This window comes from Apilactobacillus waqarii, assembly GCF_019061205.1.
Taxonomy (GTDB): Bacteria; Bacillota; Bacilli; order Lactobacillales; family Lactobacillaceae; genus Apilactobacillus; species Apilactobacillus waqarii.
On record NZ_JAHQYH010000001.1, the window covers coordinates 33,488 to 51,286 of the forward strand.

Sequence of the window (17,799 nt, forward strand, 5' to 3'; positions counted from 1 at the left end):
CATGTTATTATTTATTTGTTAATTAAGTTTGTGCTTTATTGCACTAAGTCTTTGATAGCTTGTTAGCTTTCAAATGCTAGATAAATTTTTCACAATTAAAAAATAATATTAAAATTTACAGGTAAGGGGTATTTCTATCATGCAAATTAGTGCAAGTGCTACTAAGTCAAAAAGAACCATTTCTTGGACAAGCTCTATTATTTACTTTTTAATCTCACTAGTTATTAACTCATTGGGGAATGTTTTAACACTAGTAACTAGTGCCAAAATTCATCCATCATTTCTAGGATCAGCATACTGGACAGCTGCTGAAAACAACCTAGGATACGCCGTTTTAGGTGATGGTAAATGGGTTTTATTCTGGGCATTCTTTGGACTAGGAATGTTAATTACAGTTCTTAACTCAATTCTAGTTGGAAAATGGAGCTGGAGCAGAGTTATTGGTAACGCTGCTTTCTTAGGACCATTCTCATTATTGATTAACTATTTCAACGGTGTTGTAAGTAACTGGTTACCAGAAGCACACGGAATTGGAATGACATTAGCATACGTATTACTTAACTTCGTTGGTGTTTCATTTATTGCAATCGCAATTTCAATTTACCAAAGAGTTAACATTGCGCTACATCCTGCTGATGATTTAATGCAAATTTTAAGATTTAAATACTGTGATGGAAATGCCTCAAAGGCAATGTGGTTCTCATACATTCCACCAACTATCATGGCAATTATCGCTATTGTAATTACTCACCAATTCAATAACTTTGGATTAGGAACCTTGTTCGCATTCTTCTTCCAAGGAGGAATCACAGGGATCGCTGATAAGCATGTCTTTACCAAGCTAAAGCATCAAGCTCTTGATGTTGGAGAAGTAAAATAATAAATCTTAAACGCCTAATTTCTGTGTAAACAACAGACATTTGGCGTTTTTATTTATGTCTAATATAGGTAGACAATTTAGCAAACTTAATATAAAATTTATATAGAATGATTTATGGACAGATTATGCTTTATTAAAAAGCAATTGCAAAATATTAAAAATGGAGGTGTACAAACAATGCTTAATCGAACTAAAAAGTTTTTAAGAGATAATGGATACTACTACAAAAAGACTTACATTAGACCATTGCTTACTCCAGATAACGTTTACGTGTTTAGATTCGGAAAGAAACATTTAGATAACCGTTTGATCATCAGATACGGTCACAAATGGACAGGTAGACAAAAAATTAATGAAATTGATTTAAGACTTCATAAACAAAAACATCCACGAATTTTTAAGGATGAAAATTCATTGATGCTTTATTTGGAATCTCACTTGCAACAACATGAGGAAAAACTTAAGCAGCTAAAGATTCAAGAAAAAGAAAAGACAGAATCTAAATAGTACGCTAAATTAATCGGGGGTGTGTCCTATAAGAGGGATGCACCTTTTTTGTAAAAGTTAACAGGGGTGTTTGAAATGGAATGGACTGAAATATCAGTATTAACAAATGATGAATCTCAAGATGCAGTTATTAATATCTTGATGGAATTTGGATCTCTAGGTGTGGAATTAGATTCAAGAGACGACGGAGTATTGAGAATTAACTCATATTTTCCAGAAGACTTTGACATTAAATCAAAGGTGCCAGCAATCCAAGAAAGAGTGGATCAATTAAAGAGTTTTGGACTAAATCCAGGAATGGGTAAGGTTGTTACCAAGGACTTAAATGATGACAAGTGGAACACTGAATGGGAAAAGTACTACCATGCAAAACGTATTACCAAGTTCTTAACAATCTCGCCAGTATGGGAAGATTATAAGAAAGAATCAGATGATGAATTGGTAATTAAACTAGATCCAAAGAAGGCTTTTGGTACTGGGGTACATCCAACCACTGTTTTATGTCTTCAAGCAATTGAAAACATCATTAGAGAAGGTCAAAGCATTCTAGATATTGGAACTGGTTCTGGGGTCTTAAGTATTGGTGCCAAACTATTAGGTGCTTCCGATATTGAAGCCTATGACTATGATGACGATGCCGTTACATCTGCCAAACAAAACGTTGCCTTAAATGGCTTTGCTGACGATATTAAGGTTGGTAAGAACAGTTTGCTAGATGGCATTACTAAAAAGGTAGATATCATTTTTGCGAACATGCTTCCAGAAGCGGTATTACCATTAATTCCACAAGCAGTTAATAATCTAAATCCTGGCGGACAAATTATCATTTCCGGTATTATTAAGGAAAAACTAGATATTACCAATCAAACACTTAAGGACAACGATTTCGTAATTGATCAAGTATCAATGTTAGGTGATTGGTGCGGGATTACAGCTCATTTAAGAAGGGATGATGAATAGATGCAACACTACTTTACAGACCAAATATTGAGTAATGATACTGAATTTGAGGTTAGTGCTGATATCGCTCATCACTTTATGGGTGTTTTACGTTCCACAGAGGGAAATCGTTTCGAAATCGTTGATGGAAATCACCAACTTTTTGTTGCCGAATTAACCGACAATGAAAATAATCTAGCTAAAGTTGTGGAAGCATCTGATAAGGATGTTGAACTACCGGCTGATGCTGTTATCATTTGCGGTTTGCCAAAGAAGGAAAAGGCCGAATTAGTGGTCCAAAAAGCCACCGAGTTAGGGGTAAAAAAGATTATCTTTACCCCAACAGATTGGGCCATTGCTAAATGGAACAATAAAGCAGAAAAGAAGTTACAACGTTTTAGAAAAATCGCTAGAAGTGCTGCTGAACAATCACACCGAAATGTGATTCCAGAAGTTGAATATATTAATTCAATCAAGGAATTAGCTAACTATGATTTTGATCATCGTTTAATTGCTTACGAAGAATCAGCTAAGCATGGTGAAAAATCTGATTTAATTAAGACACTAGATCAGACCAAACCGGGTGAAAGTGTCGCAATGTTCTTTGGACCTGAAGGAGGCATATCTCCTAAGGAAGTTGAAACTTTACAATCAATGGGATATTTGACTTGTGGATTAGGTCCTAGAATTTTAAGAACTGAAACAGCACCATTTTACTTTTTATCAGCTTTATCAGTTCATATGGAATTAAACTCATTAAATTAATGATAGAATATAGAAAATAAATGATTGGAAGAAGGTTTTGGAAATGTCTGAACATAAGATTTGGTCTAAAGAAGACTTATTTAAAGAAATTTCCAGTTACATGAATGAACAACATGTAGGAATTGTTAAAAAAGCATACGAATTTGCGTCAATTTGTCATAAAGACCAATTTAGACAATCCGGAGAACCTTATATTGTTCATCCAATTCAAGTAGCTAGTATTTTAGCAACATTAAAAATGGACCCAGAAACCGTTAGTGCGGGCCTATTGCACGATGTTGTTGAAGATACCGGAGCAGAATTATCTGATATCGCTGAACTATTCGGAAACGATATCGAACTAATCGTAGACGGTGTTACCAAGCTTGGTAAGATTAAGTACAAGTCTAACCAAGAACAATTGGCCGAAAACCACCGTAAGCTATTGTTAGCAATGTGTAAGGATATTCGTGTCATGATTGTTAAATTGGCTGACCGTTTGCATAACATGCGTACCCTAAAGCATTTAAAACCAGAAAAGCAACGTCGTATTTCTAATGAAACATTGGAAATCTACGCACCACTTGCTGATCGTTTGGGGATTGGGACAATTAAGTGGGAATTAGAAGATATCTCACTTAGATACCTTAACCCACAACAATACTACCGCATTGTTCACTTAATGAACTCTAAGCGAGACGAACGTGTTTCATACATTAACGAAGCCGTTAAAGAGGTTAACCAACAGGTTAAACAAATGGGACTTAAGAATGTGGAAGTCTACGGTAGACCAAAGCACTTATATTCCGTTTACCACAAGATGGTCATTAAAAAGAAGCAATTCGAACAAATCTATGACCTCTTGGCCGTTAGATGTATTGTTGATTCCATTAAGGACTGTTATGCAGTTTTAGGTGCTATTCATACCAAGTGGTCACCAATGCCCGGTCGTTTTAAGGACTACATTGCAATGCCTAAGGCTAATATGTACCAATCCTTGCATACGACTGTTGTTGGACCTGGTGGACGTCCATTGGAAGTTCAAATCAGAACTAAGGAAATGCATCAAATCGCTGAGTATGGGGTTGCTGCTCACTGGGCTTACAAAGAAGGAGCTACAGATGAAGTTAAGGAATCTTCAGACAATAACCGTTTGAACTGGTTTAAGCGCATTATTGAACTACAAGAAGATACCGATAGCGCCTCTGACTTTATGGACGGCGTAAAAGGTGACCTATTCGGGGACCACGTATATGCATTCACTCCTCAAGGAGATGTGTTGGAATTACCAAAGGGTGCCGGACCACTTGATATGGCATACCTAATTCATACCGATATTGGTAATCATACCGTTGGGTCTCGTGTTAACAGTAAAATCGAACCATTGGATTACCAAATCCAAACCGGTGACATTGTTGAAATCATGACATCTTCTAGCTCTGCTGGTCCTAGCCAAGACTGGATTAGTCTTGTATCAACAAGCCGTGCTAAACACAAGATTCGTCAATATTTCAAGACACGTGATCGTGAAAAGAACGTTAACGCCGGAAGAGAAATCTTGACCAAGGCCGTTAAGGATGCCGGTTATGATGTTAATGAAATCATGACCAAAGAACATCTTGAAGATGCAATCAAGGGCACATATTACAATCAAGTTAACGATATGTTTGCTGAAATCGGTTTTGGTAATAAACAACCAAACGGAATTGTTAACATCCTAACCGCCAGCATCAGAGATGAAGCTGAAAAGAAGAGAATTGAACAACAACAAAAAGATATTTTGGAAAACCACCAAACAATCGAAAAGACAACCGATGAAGTTAACAAGACTAATAAGAATAAGAAACCTTCAGATGGAATTGTAATCGAAGGAGTCGACAACCTATTAGTTCGTTTGAGTCACTGTTGTTCACCTGTTCCAGGCGATGAAGTGGTCGGATACATCACCAAAGGACGTGGGGTATCTGTTCACCGTAAGGACTGTCCAAACATTAACGATAATGACGAACGTTTGGTAAGTGTTACTTGGAACATTGCTTCAGATAATCACGCTTCATTCAGTGCAAACATCGAAGTACAAGGATACAACCGCAATAACTTGTTGAACGATGTTATCAAGAAGGTCAGCACCATTTGCAAACAAATCAATTCAATTGAAGGAAAAGTAGATCACGATAAGACTGCCGTTATTTCATTGAAGGTAGGGGTTCGTAATCTAGAACAATTGGATATGATTATTGACCACTTGAAGAATATTCCTGATGTTTACGTAGTAAAAAGACCATTTATGTAAGGAGCTAATTATGCGAGTTGTACTTCAAAGAGTCAGTCATGCGAGTGTAACAATTGATAACGAACGAGTTGGTAAAATTAACCAAGGTTACTTGCTATTAGTTGGTATTAAAGATGGCGACACCAAAGACGATATTGATTACTTAGTGCGAAAGATTAGTAACTTACGCATTTTCGCTGACGAAGATGGTAAGACTAACTTGAGTTTACAATCAATTAATGGTGAAATCTTATCAGTATCACAATTTACTTTGTATGCTGATACCAAGAAGGGAAACCGTCCTTCATTCACCAAGGCGGGAAAACCTGATTTTGCATCAGATATGTATGACCAGTTTAATCAAGCATTAAGGGATGCTGGTAATCACGTTGAAACTGGACGTTTTGGCGCAGACATGCAAGTAGATTTGCAAAATGATGGTCCGTTTACAATTATTTTTGATACAGAAAACAAATAAAAAGAGCTTGTGAAAGCTCTTTTTTAATTAGGGGAGAAAGACATGGATTTAATTTGGGATTTTGATGGAACGATTATGGATACATATCCAATTATGGTTGATGCGTTTATTGATGCCTTAGTTGATATGAGAATTGATGAGTTTGAGATTGATGATTATGAAATCAATCAGGTGATGCGTCGCCACTCGTTAGCAACATGCGTGCAAAAGTACGCTGCTCATTTCAATATTGATGCCGACACAATTAATGATAAGTATCGCCAATACGAAAAACAAAATGTCAAAGATGCCAACATATTTATGAATGTAGATAAGGTATTAGCGCAAAATGTCGACGATGGCGGGAGAAACTTTTTACTAACTCACCGTGATGATGACGCCATTGCAATGTTGGAAGATGCCGGTTTAAAAGATTACTTCACCGAAATGGTAACAAAAAATCAGGCTTTCAAGAGAAAACCTGATCCAGAAGCTGTTAATTATTTAATTAAAAATAATGATATTAATCGTGACGATTGCATGTTCATGGGTGACAGAAAGCTAGATGTTGATGCCGCTCATAATGCCGGAATCAAAGCCTGCTTATTTGATCCAGATGGAATGATTAATTCCACTGGAAACCCTGAAATGACAATCAACAACTATTATGATTTCTTACATCGTAATGACTAGTATTGACTAAGAATACTCTTTACTTCTAGTCCATAGCCGCCACCAAACATGACGTAGTGGGCAAGTAGATAGAAGAATTGATAGTATTGAATTCTTCTCTTCCATCCGGTGTCTAGTGGATAGGTGTCATTGTATCCTTCGTAGAAGTCGGCATTGAAACCACCAAATACGGTAGTCACACCAATGTCGAATTCACGGTCACCGTAGTAGACATCCGGGTCAATCAAGATTGGCTTGCCGTCTTCTAGAAATGAGAAGTTCCCACTCCATAGGTCACCGTGAAGAAGGGATGCATCGCTATGATGGCTATCCATATCCTTTTTGAAGGCTTCCTTTAGGTTATCGAAGTGGGTTAAATCATCTTTGGAAATTTCACGTTTTTTAACCGCCATATCCATTAAAGGATTCAAACGTTGTTTGATAAAGAAGTCAGTCCAATTATCTTGCCAAGTATTTATCTTTGGCACACGACCTAACTTAAAGTCCTTGTCTAGACCAAAACGGTCATTGTGGTGCTTGTGAACGTTGGCTAACATTTGTCCTAATTGATATTGATTACCAAATGGTGATAGGTTCATCCATTTTTGAATTAGAAAGCCATCGCCATCAATTTCACCATAGTCAATAATGGTTGGTACGGTTGCGTATTGACCAATAAGTTTGATTCCTTCGACTTCGTGTTCGAAGAATTTCTTTCCTTTATTGGGTTGGACTTTCATAAAGTATTTTTGATTATCAGCAATGATTTCATATGAATCATTGATATCACCACCTGAAACAGGGGTCAGTTTAGTTACATTTTTAATTGGTAATTGTTCAAGCCATTCTTGTGTTAATTGCTTCATATATATCACCTCTATTCCATTTTACAATGGATTTAGAATGAAGCAAAACATGTGAGTTCTTGACTTTTTAAGTAAATTACATTAATCTAAAACATGAATAGAATACTCGCTGATGAAAAAAGAAGAGTACGGAATTTTCTTAGGTATAAGAGAGCGTTAGTTTGGTGAAATAACGACGAAAGAAATCCTGGAAAGACACTTTTGAGGCTAATGGCTAAGCCATTCGTAATTATACGTTACATAAGAGTTAAAAAAAGGTGGTACCGTGCTTTTGCGCCCTTGTCTAAATGATTTTATTTAGACAGGGGCTTTTTTTATTCAGTTATTAAAGTTTGCGGAGGGATTATCATGCGATATCAACGTCCAAAAGGAACCGCAGATATTTTGCCAGGAACTTCAGAAAAATGGCAATTTGTTGAAGAAACAGCTAGAAAGTTGTTTGCGGCTTATCGTTATCAAGAAATAAGAACACCAATGTTTGAAAGCTTCGATGTTTTCTCAAGAACATCAGGAGAAACTTCAGATATTGTTACAAAAGAAATGTACGACTTTCACGATAAGGGAGATCGTCATATTACATTAAGACCAGAAGGAACTGCTGGGGTAGTTAGAGCGTTTGTTGAAAATAAACTATACGGTCCAGACACACCTAAGCCAGTTAAGATGTACTACATGGGACCTATGTTTAGATACGAACGTCCTCAATCTGGTCGTCAACGTCAATTCCACCAAATCGGTGTTGAAGCATTCGGTAGTGAATCACCAGAATTAGATGTTGAAGTTATTTCAATGGCCGTTAACTACTTACAAAATCTAGGAATTGATGACTTGAGAGTGGCCATTAACACTTTAGGTGATAAGCAAACTCGTGCTGATTACCGTCAAGCATTGATTGACTACTTGGAACCACACTTTGAAGAACTAAGTGATGATTCAAAGGAACGTCTACACAAGAACCCACTTCGTGTGCTAGATAGTAAAGCACCAGAAGACCAACTAATTGTAGATGGTGCTCCTTCAATTCTAGATTACCTAACAGATGATGCTCAAAAGCATTTCGATAAGGTAACTAGACTATTGGATGACTTAGGCATCAAGTATGATGTTGATCACACTATGGTTCGTGGATTGGACTACTACAACCACACAATCTTTGAAATCATGGCTAACGCTAAGGAATTAGGTGAAGGCTACACTACAATTTGTGCCGGTGGTAGATACGATGGCTTAGTTGAAGAACTAGGTGGTCCTCAAATGCCAGGTGTTGGATTTGGTCTAGGGGTAGAAAGATTACTTCTACTTATGGATTCAAAGAAATTCCAATTCCCAGATACATTTGGTTTAGACGCTTATGTAGTTGGAATTGGTGATGATGCTAGTGTTGAAGCACTTAAGGTTGTTCAAGCACTAAGAAAGCAAGACTTTAAGGCTGATAAAGATTACCTAGCACGTAAACCAAAGGCACAATTCAAGAGTGCCGATAAGCTAGATGCTAAGTTCACCTTAACTCTAGGTGACAAAGAACTAGAATCAAACACCATTCATGTTAAGAACATGGCTGATGGAAACGAAGTTACTGTAGATATTAATGAAGTAAAAGATAACTTTGCAGAATTAATTTCAAAGAACTTTAAATAGAAAATAAGATTAGGAGAGATATTATGAACCGAACAACTTATTGTGGTTTAGTAGACGAAAGCTACTTAAACCAAGAAGTATGCTTAGACGGATGGGTTGCCAAACGTCGTGACTTAGGTAAATTAATCTTTGTAGACTTAAGAGACCGTAAGGGAATTGTCCAACTAGTATTTAGTGACAAGAACAGTGCTGATGCATTGTCAATCGCTGATCAATTAAGAAATGAATATGTAATCGAAGTAAAGGGAACTGTAGTTGCCAGAAGTGAAAAGGAAGTTAACCCAGACATTAACACTGGTAAGATTGAAATTGCTGTTTCTGAAGTAAAAATCTTAAACAAGTCTGAAAACCCTCCATTTGATATTAAGGACAACATCACAGCTTCAGAAGAAACTAAGTTGAAGTACAGATACTTAGACTTAAGACGTCCAGAAGTACAACGTGGAATTATCTTAAGAAGTAAGATTACTCAAGCAGTTCACGAATACTTCAACAACAATGGTTTTGTAGACATTGAAACTCCTAACTTAACAGTTTCAACTCCAGAAGGTGCTCGTGATTATCTTGTTCCTTCAAGACTTTACCATGGTTCATTCTATGCACTACCACAATCACCACAACTATTTAAGCAATTATTGATGGGTTCAGGCTTTGACCGTTACTACCAAATTGCTCGTTGCTTCCGTGATGAAGACTTACGTGGTGACAGACAACCAGAATTTACCCAAATCGATATGGAAACTTCATTCTTAAATGCTGAAGATATCCAAGACCTAACTGAAGGTTTAATCGTTAAGGTAATGAAGGATACTTTAAACATCGATATCAAGGCTCCATTCAAGCGCATTACTTGGCAAGAATCAATGGATCGTTTTGGTACCGACCAACCAGATGTTAGATTTGGTATGGAACTAAAGGATCTATCAGACATCGTTAAAGATGTTAACTTCAAGGTATTTAGTGGCGCAATTGAAAACGGTGGTAAGGTAAAAGCAATCGCCGTTCCTGGTGGTGCTGACAAGTACTCAAGAAAAGACATCGACAAGTATGCCGAATACGTAGAAAGATTCGGTGCCAAGGGTCTTGCTTGGATGAAGGTTACCGACGAAGGTTTAACTGGTCCAATTGCTAAGTTCTTTGATGACGAAAGTGTTGTTGATCAAATGCTTGCAGCTACTGAAGCTAAGGCAGGGGACTTATTACTATTCGCTGCCGACAGAGACAAGGTTGTTGCTGACACATTAGGTTACCTAAGATGTGCAATCGCTAAGGAACAAGATATGATTCCTTCAGACGTCTTTGACTTCCTATGGGTTGTTGACTGGCCATTATTCGACTACGACGAAGGTATCGACAGATGGGTTCCAGCTCATCATCCATTTACAATGCCTAATGAAGGTGATGAACATTACCTAAACGACGGTGAAGATCCTCACAAGGCTCACGCTCAAAGTTACGACATTATCTTGAATGGTCTAGAACTTGGTGGTGGATCAATCCGTATCCATACTAAGGAACTACAATTAAAGATGCTAAAAGCCTTAGGTTTCACTAGAGAAAGTGCCCAAGAACAATTTGGTTACTTCTTAGACGCCTTAGACTACGGTTTCCCACCTCATGGTGGTTTAGCTATTGGTTTAGACCGTTTTGCTAGATTATTAGCACAAACAGAAAACATTAGAGATGTTATTGCATTCCCTAAGAATTCAAAGGCTACTGAACCAATGACTAACGCTCCATCACCTGTTTCTAAGAAACAATTAGATGACTTAGGACTAGAAGCTGAAGACGAACCAGAAGCTTAATAATAAAGAAAGACTTCCATTAGGGAAGTCTTTTTTTAATCCTTATTTATGTTATACTATTTTCATATTAAATGAGAGGTTATGAAACTTATGGACGATGTTCAAAGGATTTTAAGACGACATCAATACTTAGCGAAAGCATCAACTGCTTTTATGTACGGAATCATGGTATCAATTGCCATGAATTTTTTCTGGACACCAGGTAAAATCTACTCATCTGGATTTACTGGTTTATCACAGTTGATTAATACTTTATCAGGGAGATTTTTACCATTCTCCATTTCTCCTTCGATTGGTTTATTTGTATTAAATATTCCATTTTTTATACTGGCCTGGAAACAAATTGGTCATCAATTTACTTGTTTTACCATCTTAACTGTCTTTCTAGCCAGTTTTATGATTAAGGCATTGCATCCGGTGTATTTAACCAATGACCCAATGATTTGTGCCATCTTCGGTGGTGTGGTTAATGGTTTTGGAACGGGGATGAGTTTAAAAAACGAGATTTCTACAGGTGGATTGGACATTTTAGGAATCGTTATCAGAAGAAAGACGGGGAGGAGTATTGGAACGATTAATATCGCTTTTAATATCTTCATTATTACCGCAGCTGGATTTACGTATGGATGGCCATATGCATTCTACTCAGCAATTGGTATCGTGGTAAACGCTAAGGCAATCGACTTTGCCTACACCCGTCAACAAAGAATGCAGGTATTGGTTGTAACCGATCATCCAAAGACGGTGATTGATAGTATTCAAAACCACATTCCACGCGGAATTACCATCATTCATGGTGCTGAGGGTGCATATAAGCATGATGAAAAAACAATTCTATTTACGACCATTTCAAGATATGAACTATCCGAGTTACAGGAAGCTTTAGATGAATCAGATGAACATGCATTTGCAAGTGTGACTGAAGCATCTACTATTATGGGGCATTTCTATGAACACAAGGTTGAATAGTTAAATGTAATAATTTTTATACATTAAGTGTGATATAATACTGGATTGTGTGATAGTTTTTAAATATGGTGGGATCTGTTTTGAAGGTTATGTATATATTTTTAATTAAGATAGTATCTTTACTATTTTATTTCAGAAAAAAAGAGAATGTAATTTACATAATGAGCTTTGATAATAATCTTGGATTAATTAAATCGATGGCTCGTCGATTACCAAAAAATAAAAGGCTATATGTATATTATGAATCATCAAGCGAAGCAGCTGCGACTGATTTAGCTGCTTATGGAATTAAGACTGTCTTATTTAAGGACGGCTTCAAACTAATATTTGATTTAATTCCAAAGATAATGGCAAGTAATGTTATCTTTTGTGATAATTACTTTCCGTTCATGGGTGGCATTGCCCATCCTAAGGATTTAAAAGTTGTTCAATTATGGCATGCCAACGGGGCAATTAAGAAGTTCGGTTGGGAAGATGCTTCTACTAAAGATAGAAGTGCCTCTGACAAACGTCGTTTTCAAAAGGTTTATAACAGCTTTGATGAATACGTGGTTGCTTCCGAAACAATGGGACATGTATTTGAGAACAGTTATCATGTTTCCTTTGATAAAATGAAGATGATTGGTTATCCAAGATCTGATAGATTATTTAAGGAAAAATGGCAAAAGATTGCGAGAAGACGTGTTTATAGTTTTGCTCCCCAATTGAAGGGTAAACGAGTAATTTTATACGCACCAACATATCGTGATGAGGGAAGGTCATTTAATCCACCTAAGGGTGTTATTAAGGCTTTATCAAATGATCCTAATGCGATGGTAGTTGTAAAACTACATCCACTTCTAAAGGACTTAGAAGAAAAATTGCAAAAGGAATCAAAGAGTCCAAACGTGATGTTTTCAAATCAATTATCAACCACAGATTTGTTGGCTGTAACTGATACCTTGGTAACTGACTATTCATCAGTTGCTTTTGATTATTCACTATTGCCTAATGCGCATTCTCTATTGTTCTTTATGTTTGATTTAGACCAATATAAACAAAATCCAGGGATTCAAGATGATTTATTGAATTGGTTGCCTACAAACCCAATTACATCCTTGGATGATTTAAGAAAAGCAATTAGTGAAGATAAACAAACAGATTTTACCAATTTCAATCACCATTGGAACAAGTACAATGATGGTTTTGCAACAAGTCGAGTAATCGACAGATATATTAAAACTTTAAAGTAAAGGAAGTGTGATCGACTTGAAGGAAGTCATTACATTAATCAAAGAGCAAATTCAAAATTTACCAATAATGTTTAGAGTCTCAAAGTACCAAGATAAGTCAGACTATCAAAGTCATTATCTAGGTATTGTTTGGGCATACCTATACCCAATTATTCAAATCTTAATTTACTGGTTAGTATTCGGTGTTGGTTTGAAGAAGGGTACATCTGGAAGTGTTGATTACCTAACTTGGATGGTTATCGGTATTACACCATGGTTCTACATGAACAGTGTTACTTTAGATGCTTCAAAGAGTATCTACCAACAAGTTGGCATGGTTTCAAAAATGAAGTTCCCAGTTAGTGTTCTACCATCAATCAAGATTCTAACTAACTTAAGTTCATTCTGGGCTATGCTAGCATGTTCAATTATCTTAGGTTACCTAAAGGGTGGAGTACTACCTAACCTATACTGGATTCAATGGCTATACTACTTCTTTGCAATGATTTGCTGGCTATTAGCATTCGGTATCTTCAACTCAACTGTTACAATTCTTGTTCGTGATTATCGTATCTTCTTACAATCAATCATGAGAGTACTGTTCTACATGTCTGGAGTTCTATTTAACTTTGAAACAAATGCTTTCCCAGCATTCTTTGTAAGATTCTTACAATTGAACCCATTCTTCTACATTGTTTCTGGATTTAGAGAGTCAATGTTAGGTGAAGATTGGTTCTGGCAAAAACCAATGTTGATGTTAATCTTCTGGCTAACAGTACTATTCTTCCTATTGGTTGGATCACATCTACACTACAAGTTCAGAGCTCGTTTCGTGGATTACATTTAGTTAAAAGTTAAAAGGATTGAAATTGTCGTATGATGAAATTGAAGAAAAAAGTAATTAGATTTATTAAGAAGTCGATTCGTCGAGTATTGATCTTGATTAATAATGTTTTGATTACTTTGCCAGTAAAGAAGAATTTAGTTGTTTTTGAAAGTTTCCAGGGTAAGGATATCAATGATAATCCGGCAGCTATCTATGAAAAATGGATTGAAAAGTATCCAGAAGATAAGACAAAAGCATACTTTACTGTCAGAAAAGCTCAATATAAGACTTTCAAGGAATTATATCCTGATATTAAGATGGTCAGAAAGTTCATGCCTAAATGGGTATGGGTAATGGCCAGAGCTAACTTCTGGGTATTTAATTCTAGAACACCAAAATGGTGGAACAAGAATAAGGGGACTGTATACATGCAAACATGGCATGGGACTCCTTTGAAAAAGCTAGGTACTGATATCGAAAATGTTATGATGCCTGGTACTAATACTGAAAAGTACAAGCAAAACTTTACTAATGAAGCCCATCGTTGGGATTACTTGATTGCACCAAATCAATACTCTAAGGATATCTTTGCTAGAGCATTTGATTTTAACAACCATTTCTTAGATATCGGATACCCAAGAAATGACGTCTTATACTATGGTGACAACCAAGATAACATTAGTAGACTTAAGAAAAAATACCTTGGTAGAGATGATTTAAACGTAATCACCTACGCACCAACTTGGCGTGATGATAATTACAAACGTAAGGGTGTTTACAACTTTGAATTGCCATTTAGTTTAAAGATTTTCTTTGAACAAGTTGATGACAACACTGTATTAATTATCAGACCACATTACCTTGTAAAAGATTTCATTGATATTAGGGGCTTTGAAGACCGTGTTTACATCATGGTTGAAGAAGACATCAGTGATTTATACCTAATGTCAGATTTATTAATCACAGACTACTCATCAGTAATGTTTGACTATGCTAACTTGAAACGACCAATGTTGTTCTATGCATATGATTTAAAACATTATGAAGACGATATTCGTGGTTTCTACTTTGACTACAGAACAGAATTACCTGGACCTGTTGTTGAAGATGAAGACGACTTTTACAAGCAAATTGATGCATTTAACAAGGAAAAGAAGTATTCTGATTACGACAAGAAGTATGAAGAATTCTATGAAAAGTATTGTGGATGGGAATCTGCAGACTCTTCAGAAAAATTTGTTGATGAAATGAGGATGATTAGTAATGACAAGTAAGTTTTTAATCGGATCTCACGTTAGCATGAATGGCTCAACCATGTTTTTGGGTTCTGCTAAAGAAGCTGACAGCTATGGTGAAAATGCATTTATGGTTTACACTGGTGCTCCTCAAAACACCAGAAGAAAGCCAATTGATGAATTAAGAGCCGAAGACGGCAAGCAATACATGAAGGAACATGGTATTTTGGAAACCGTTGTTCATGCTCCATACATCATTAATTTAGGAAATATTACCAAGCCACAAAACTTTAAGTTTGGCGTTGATTTCTTACACGAAGAAGTTAAACGTGCTGAAGCCATTGGTGCAACACAAATTGTGTTACATCCTGGTTCTCATGTTGGTGAAGGTGCAGATAAAGCAATTGCTCAAATTGCCAAAGGTTTAAACGAAGTCATTGAACCGGATCAAAAGGTTCAAATCGCTTTGGAAACCATGGCAGGTAAGGGAACAGAAGTTGGACGTACCTTTGAAGAAATTGCTCAAATCATTGATGGTGTTAAGGATAACGATAAAGTATCCGTTACTTTCGACACTTGTCATACTAATGATGCAGGTTACAACGTTAAAGAAGACTTTGATGGCGTCCTAAATGAATTCGACCACGTAATTGGTTTAGATCGATTAAAGGTTGTTCATTTAAATGATTCTAAGAATGATTTCGGTAGTCACAAAGATAGACACGAAATTATTGGTTTGGGAACAATCGGGTTCGATGCTTTGAACTACATTGCTCACCACGAATCATTAGTTGATGTTCCAAAGATTATGGAAACACCGGCTGTTGCTGTTGAAGGAACTAAGAAGAAGTTGTCTCCACATTACTTCGAAGTTAAAATGTTAAAAGAACAACAATTCAATAACAATTTGATGGATGATATTTTAAACCAATAAAAAAAGAGCTGTTAAGCTCTTTTTTTATTGGTATGAATCTAAATCAAGACTTTCCATAATTACGGTGGCAGTTTCTTCGATTGATTTATCATGGACGTCAATAATTAAACAACCAAGTTTATGGTATAAGTTGTTAGCATATTCTAATTCCTCATCAATATTCTTCGAGTTTGAATATGGTGTATCTTCATCGATACCATATGATTCCATTCTGGCTTTTCTAATTTTTTGAATATCTTTAGTTACGCTGGTAAGACCAATAATCTTTTTTGGATCAACGTCAAAGATTTCTTTAGGTAATTGGATGGTAGGACCAATTGGCACGTTTGAAACCTTCACTTGCTTGTTTGCAAGGTATAGTGATAGCGGGGTCTTGGATGTTCTAGAAATTCCTAGGATCACGACATCTGCTTTTGTTAGGTTTTGTGGGTTGCTTCCATCATCATTTTCAACGGAAAATTCCATCGCTTCAATGCGCTTGAAGTAGTCGTCATTTAAGTCATGAACAAGACCGCTAACACGTTCAGGGTTAAAACCTAATTGGCTACTAATTGCCTTCATAGGTTTTTGAACACAGTCAACGCTTTGTAAATTATTGGCCATTGCAAAATCTTCGATTAGTTTACTTAAATCAGCGTTAACTAGGGTATGAAAAATGACGGCTTCTTTTTGTTTAGCAATTTTTAAGATACCACTTAACATTGATTCGGTAGTGATAAATGGGTATCTTTCGTATGAAATATCAGCACTTTCAAATTGTGCACCAGCGGTTTTAGCTACTTGCATCGCTGTTTCACCACTAGAATCTGAGATGGCAAAGATATTAATATGTTTCATCAAAATCACTCCTTTTTTTACGACTTTATTATATCTAAAAAACTGTCATAAAAGTAGTTTTAAATTCAAATGTAATATTGACGTTATAAATATTGTTTTGTATAATTATTAAGAACAGTTTTAATAAATAAAAAGTAACTGTTGTATTTCGAGCTCGGAGGGAGGGAATTTTCATATGTCAAAAACAGTCGTTCGTAAAAACGAATCTCTTGATGATGCTCTTCGTCGTTTCAAACGTACAGTTTCCAAGAACGGTACTTTACGTGAATACCGTAAACGAGAATTCTACGAAAAACCAAGTGTTAAACGTAAATTAAAATCTGAAGCAGCAAGAAAGCGCAACAACAAGAAAAAAAGCCGTCGCTTTTAATTACTAAAAACGTTCCTGTTATTTCAGGGACGTTTTTTTTGCCAAAACTAAGCTGAATATTTTGAAAGAGGGAAACTATAATGAGTATCGCTACAAGTCTTAATGAAGATCTTAAAAATGCAATGAAGGAACACAACAAAACTGCTTTGAACGTTATTCGTTCTCTAAAATCAGCCCTAACTAACGAAAAAGTTGCTTTAGGTCATGATTTAAGTGATGACGAAGAACTAACTGTTATCAGTCGTGAAGTTAAGCAAGTTAAGGAATCTATTGCTGAATTCAAAGATGGTGGTAGAGATGATTTAGTTGCCGAACAAGAAGAACAATTAGCTGTGCTAAGCAAGTACGCTCCAAAACAAATGTCAAAAGAAGAAATTGACAAGGTAGTTGAAGAAACTATCAGTGAAGTTGGCGCTTCAGCAATGTCTGATTTTGGTAAAGTAATGGGTGCTATCATGCCAAAGGTTAAGGGTAAAGCTGACGGAAACGAAGTTAACCAATCTGTAAAAGCTCACTTAAGCTAATTATTTATAAAGTATGGTTGTGCTATTCCACAAGCATGCTTTGTTAGTACATATTAATAACTTTTTTAAAGTCAAAATCTGTGCTAATATTTGATTATCAATAAAAAAGGGGT

At 36.2% G+C, this 17,799-nt stretch carries 18 protein-coding genes; 16 read left to right on the forward strand and 2 right to left on the reverse strand.

The annotated features are described in order from the left end of the window. The first annotated feature begins 139 nt into the window (after positions 1-139). The 7 genes from KTJ72_RS00130 to KTJ72_RS00160 all read left to right on the forward strand — a co-directional run bounded on the left by KTJ72_RS00130 (position 140) and on the right by KTJ72_RS00160 (position 6,492). On the forward strand, positions 140-880 hold the full coding sequence (locus KTJ72_RS00130; RefSeq protein WP_053792770.1) for a DUF6198 family protein: 741 nt from the start codon (positions 140-142) through the stop codon (positions 878-880). A 177-nt stretch (positions 881-1,057) separates the two neighbouring features. Further along, positions 1,058-1,387: a hypothetical protein gene (locus KTJ72_RS00135; protein WP_034531650.1), complete on the forward strand. Its 330-nt coding sequence runs from the start codon at positions 1,058-1,060 to the stop codon at positions 1,385-1,387. A 75-nt stretch (positions 1,388-1,462) separates the two neighbouring features. Continuing rightward, entirely contained in the window at positions 1,463-2,347 is an 885-nt protein-coding gene (gene prmA / locus KTJ72_RS00140) for a 50S ribosomal protein L11 methyltransferase (RefSeq protein WP_217303849.1), read from the forward strand. Continuing rightward, entirely contained in the window at positions 2,348-3,091 is a 744-nt protein-coding gene (locus KTJ72_RS00145; protein ID WP_034531646.1) for an RsmE family RNA methyltransferase, read from the forward strand. A 43-nt stretch (positions 3,092-3,134) separates the two neighbouring features. Next, entirely contained in the window at positions 3,135-5,363 is a 2,229-nt protein-coding gene (locus KTJ72_RS00150; protein WP_217303850.1) for a RelA/SpoT family protein, read from the forward strand. A 10-nt stretch (positions 5,364-5,373) separates the two neighbouring features. After that, positions 5,374-5,820, forward strand: a complete 447-nt coding sequence (dtd, locus tag KTJ72_RS00155) for a D-aminoacyl-tRNA deacylase (protein ID WP_217303851.1) — start codon at positions 5,374-5,376, stop codon at positions 5,818-5,820. 42 nt (positions 5,821-5,862) lie between these two features. Next, positions 5,863-6,492 carry an HAD-IA family hydrolase gene (locus tag KTJ72_RS00160; protein WP_217303852.1) on the forward strand — a complete coding sequence of 210 codons (630 nt, stop codon included), beginning with the start codon at positions 5,863-5,865 and terminating at the stop codon, positions 6,490-6,492. Here the strand turns inward: KTJ72_RS00160 and KTJ72_RS00165 are convergent. Then, entirely contained in the window at positions 6,489-7,337 is an 849-nt protein-coding gene (locus KTJ72_RS00165; RefSeq protein ID WP_217303853.1) for a fructosamine kinase family protein, read from the reverse strand. The two genes, KTJ72_RS00160 and KTJ72_RS00165, sit on opposite strands and share 4 nt — an antisense overlap. Positions 7,338-7,685: 348 nt before the next feature. Here KTJ72_RS00165 and hisS point away from each other — a divergent pair, with 348 nt between their 5' ends. The 7 genes from hisS to KTJ72_RS00200 all read left to right on the forward strand — a co-directional run bounded on the left by hisS (position 7,686) and on the right by KTJ72_RS00200 (position 15,955). Next, positions 7,686-8,975, forward strand: a complete 1,290-nt coding sequence (hisS, locus tag KTJ72_RS00170) for a histidine--tRNA ligase (protein WP_034531636.1) — start codon at positions 7,686-7,688, stop codon at positions 8,973-8,975. Between the two features lie 23 nt (positions 8,976-8,998). After that, positions 8,999-10,780: an aspartate--tRNA ligase gene (gene aspS / locus KTJ72_RS00175; protein ID WP_217303854.1), complete on the forward strand. Its 1,782-nt coding sequence runs from the start codon at positions 8,999-9,001 to the stop codon at positions 10,778-10,780. A 90-nt stretch (positions 10,781-10,870) separates the two neighbouring features. After that, positions 10,871-11,749, forward strand: a complete 879-nt coding sequence (locus KTJ72_RS00180; RefSeq protein ID WP_217303938.1) for a YitT family protein — start codon at positions 10,871-10,873, stop codon at positions 11,747-11,749. Positions 11,750-11,814: 65 nt separating this feature from the next. After that, positions 11,815-12,981 (forward strand): CDP-glycerol glycerophosphotransferase family protein, encoded by a 1,167-nt coding sequence (locus KTJ72_RS00185; protein WP_181399588.1) that lies wholly within the window; start codon positions 11,815-11,817, stop codon positions 12,979-12,981. 16 nt (positions 12,982-12,997) lie between these two features. After that, complete coding sequence (locus KTJ72_RS00190; protein WP_041152336.1) at positions 12,998-13,807, forward strand: ABC transporter permease; 810 nt, start codon at positions 12,998-13,000, stop codon at positions 13,805-13,807. A 38-nt stretch (positions 13,808-13,845) separates the two neighbouring features. Further along, positions 13,846-15,060 (forward strand): CDP-glycerol glycerophosphotransferase family protein, encoded by a 1,215-nt coding sequence (locus KTJ72_RS00195; RefSeq protein ID WP_430385409.1) that lies wholly within the window; start codon positions 13,846-13,848, stop codon positions 15,058-15,060. Next, entirely contained in the window at positions 15,050-15,955 is a 906-nt protein-coding gene (locus tag KTJ72_RS00200; RefSeq protein WP_217303855.1) for a deoxyribonuclease IV, read from the forward strand. The genes KTJ72_RS00195 and KTJ72_RS00200 overlap by 11 nt, the downstream gene beginning before the upstream one ends. 24 nt (positions 15,956-15,979) lie before the next feature. Here KTJ72_RS00200 and KTJ72_RS00205 read toward each other — a convergent pair whose 3' ends face one another. Further along, entirely contained in the window at positions 15,980-16,792 is an 813-nt protein-coding gene (locus KTJ72_RS00205) for a pyruvate, water dikinase regulatory protein (RefSeq protein ID WP_034530757.1), read from the reverse strand. Positions 16,793-16,967: 175 nt separating this feature from the next. On the opposite strand from KTJ72_RS00205, the gene rpsU reads away from it, so the two are divergent. Both rpsU and KTJ72_RS00215 read left to right on the forward strand, forming a co-directional pair. Next, on the forward strand, positions 16,968-17,162 hold the full coding sequence (rpsU, locus tag KTJ72_RS00210; protein WP_034530758.1) for a 30S ribosomal protein S21: 195 nt from the start codon (positions 16,968-16,970) through the stop codon (positions 17,160-17,162). Positions 17,163-17,242: 80 nt separating this feature from the next. Beyond that, entirely contained in the window at positions 17,243-17,686 is a 444-nt protein-coding gene (locus KTJ72_RS00215) for a GatB/YqeY domain-containing protein (RefSeq protein WP_034530760.1), read from the forward strand. The last annotated feature ends 113 nt before the right edge of the window (positions 17,687-17,799 follow it).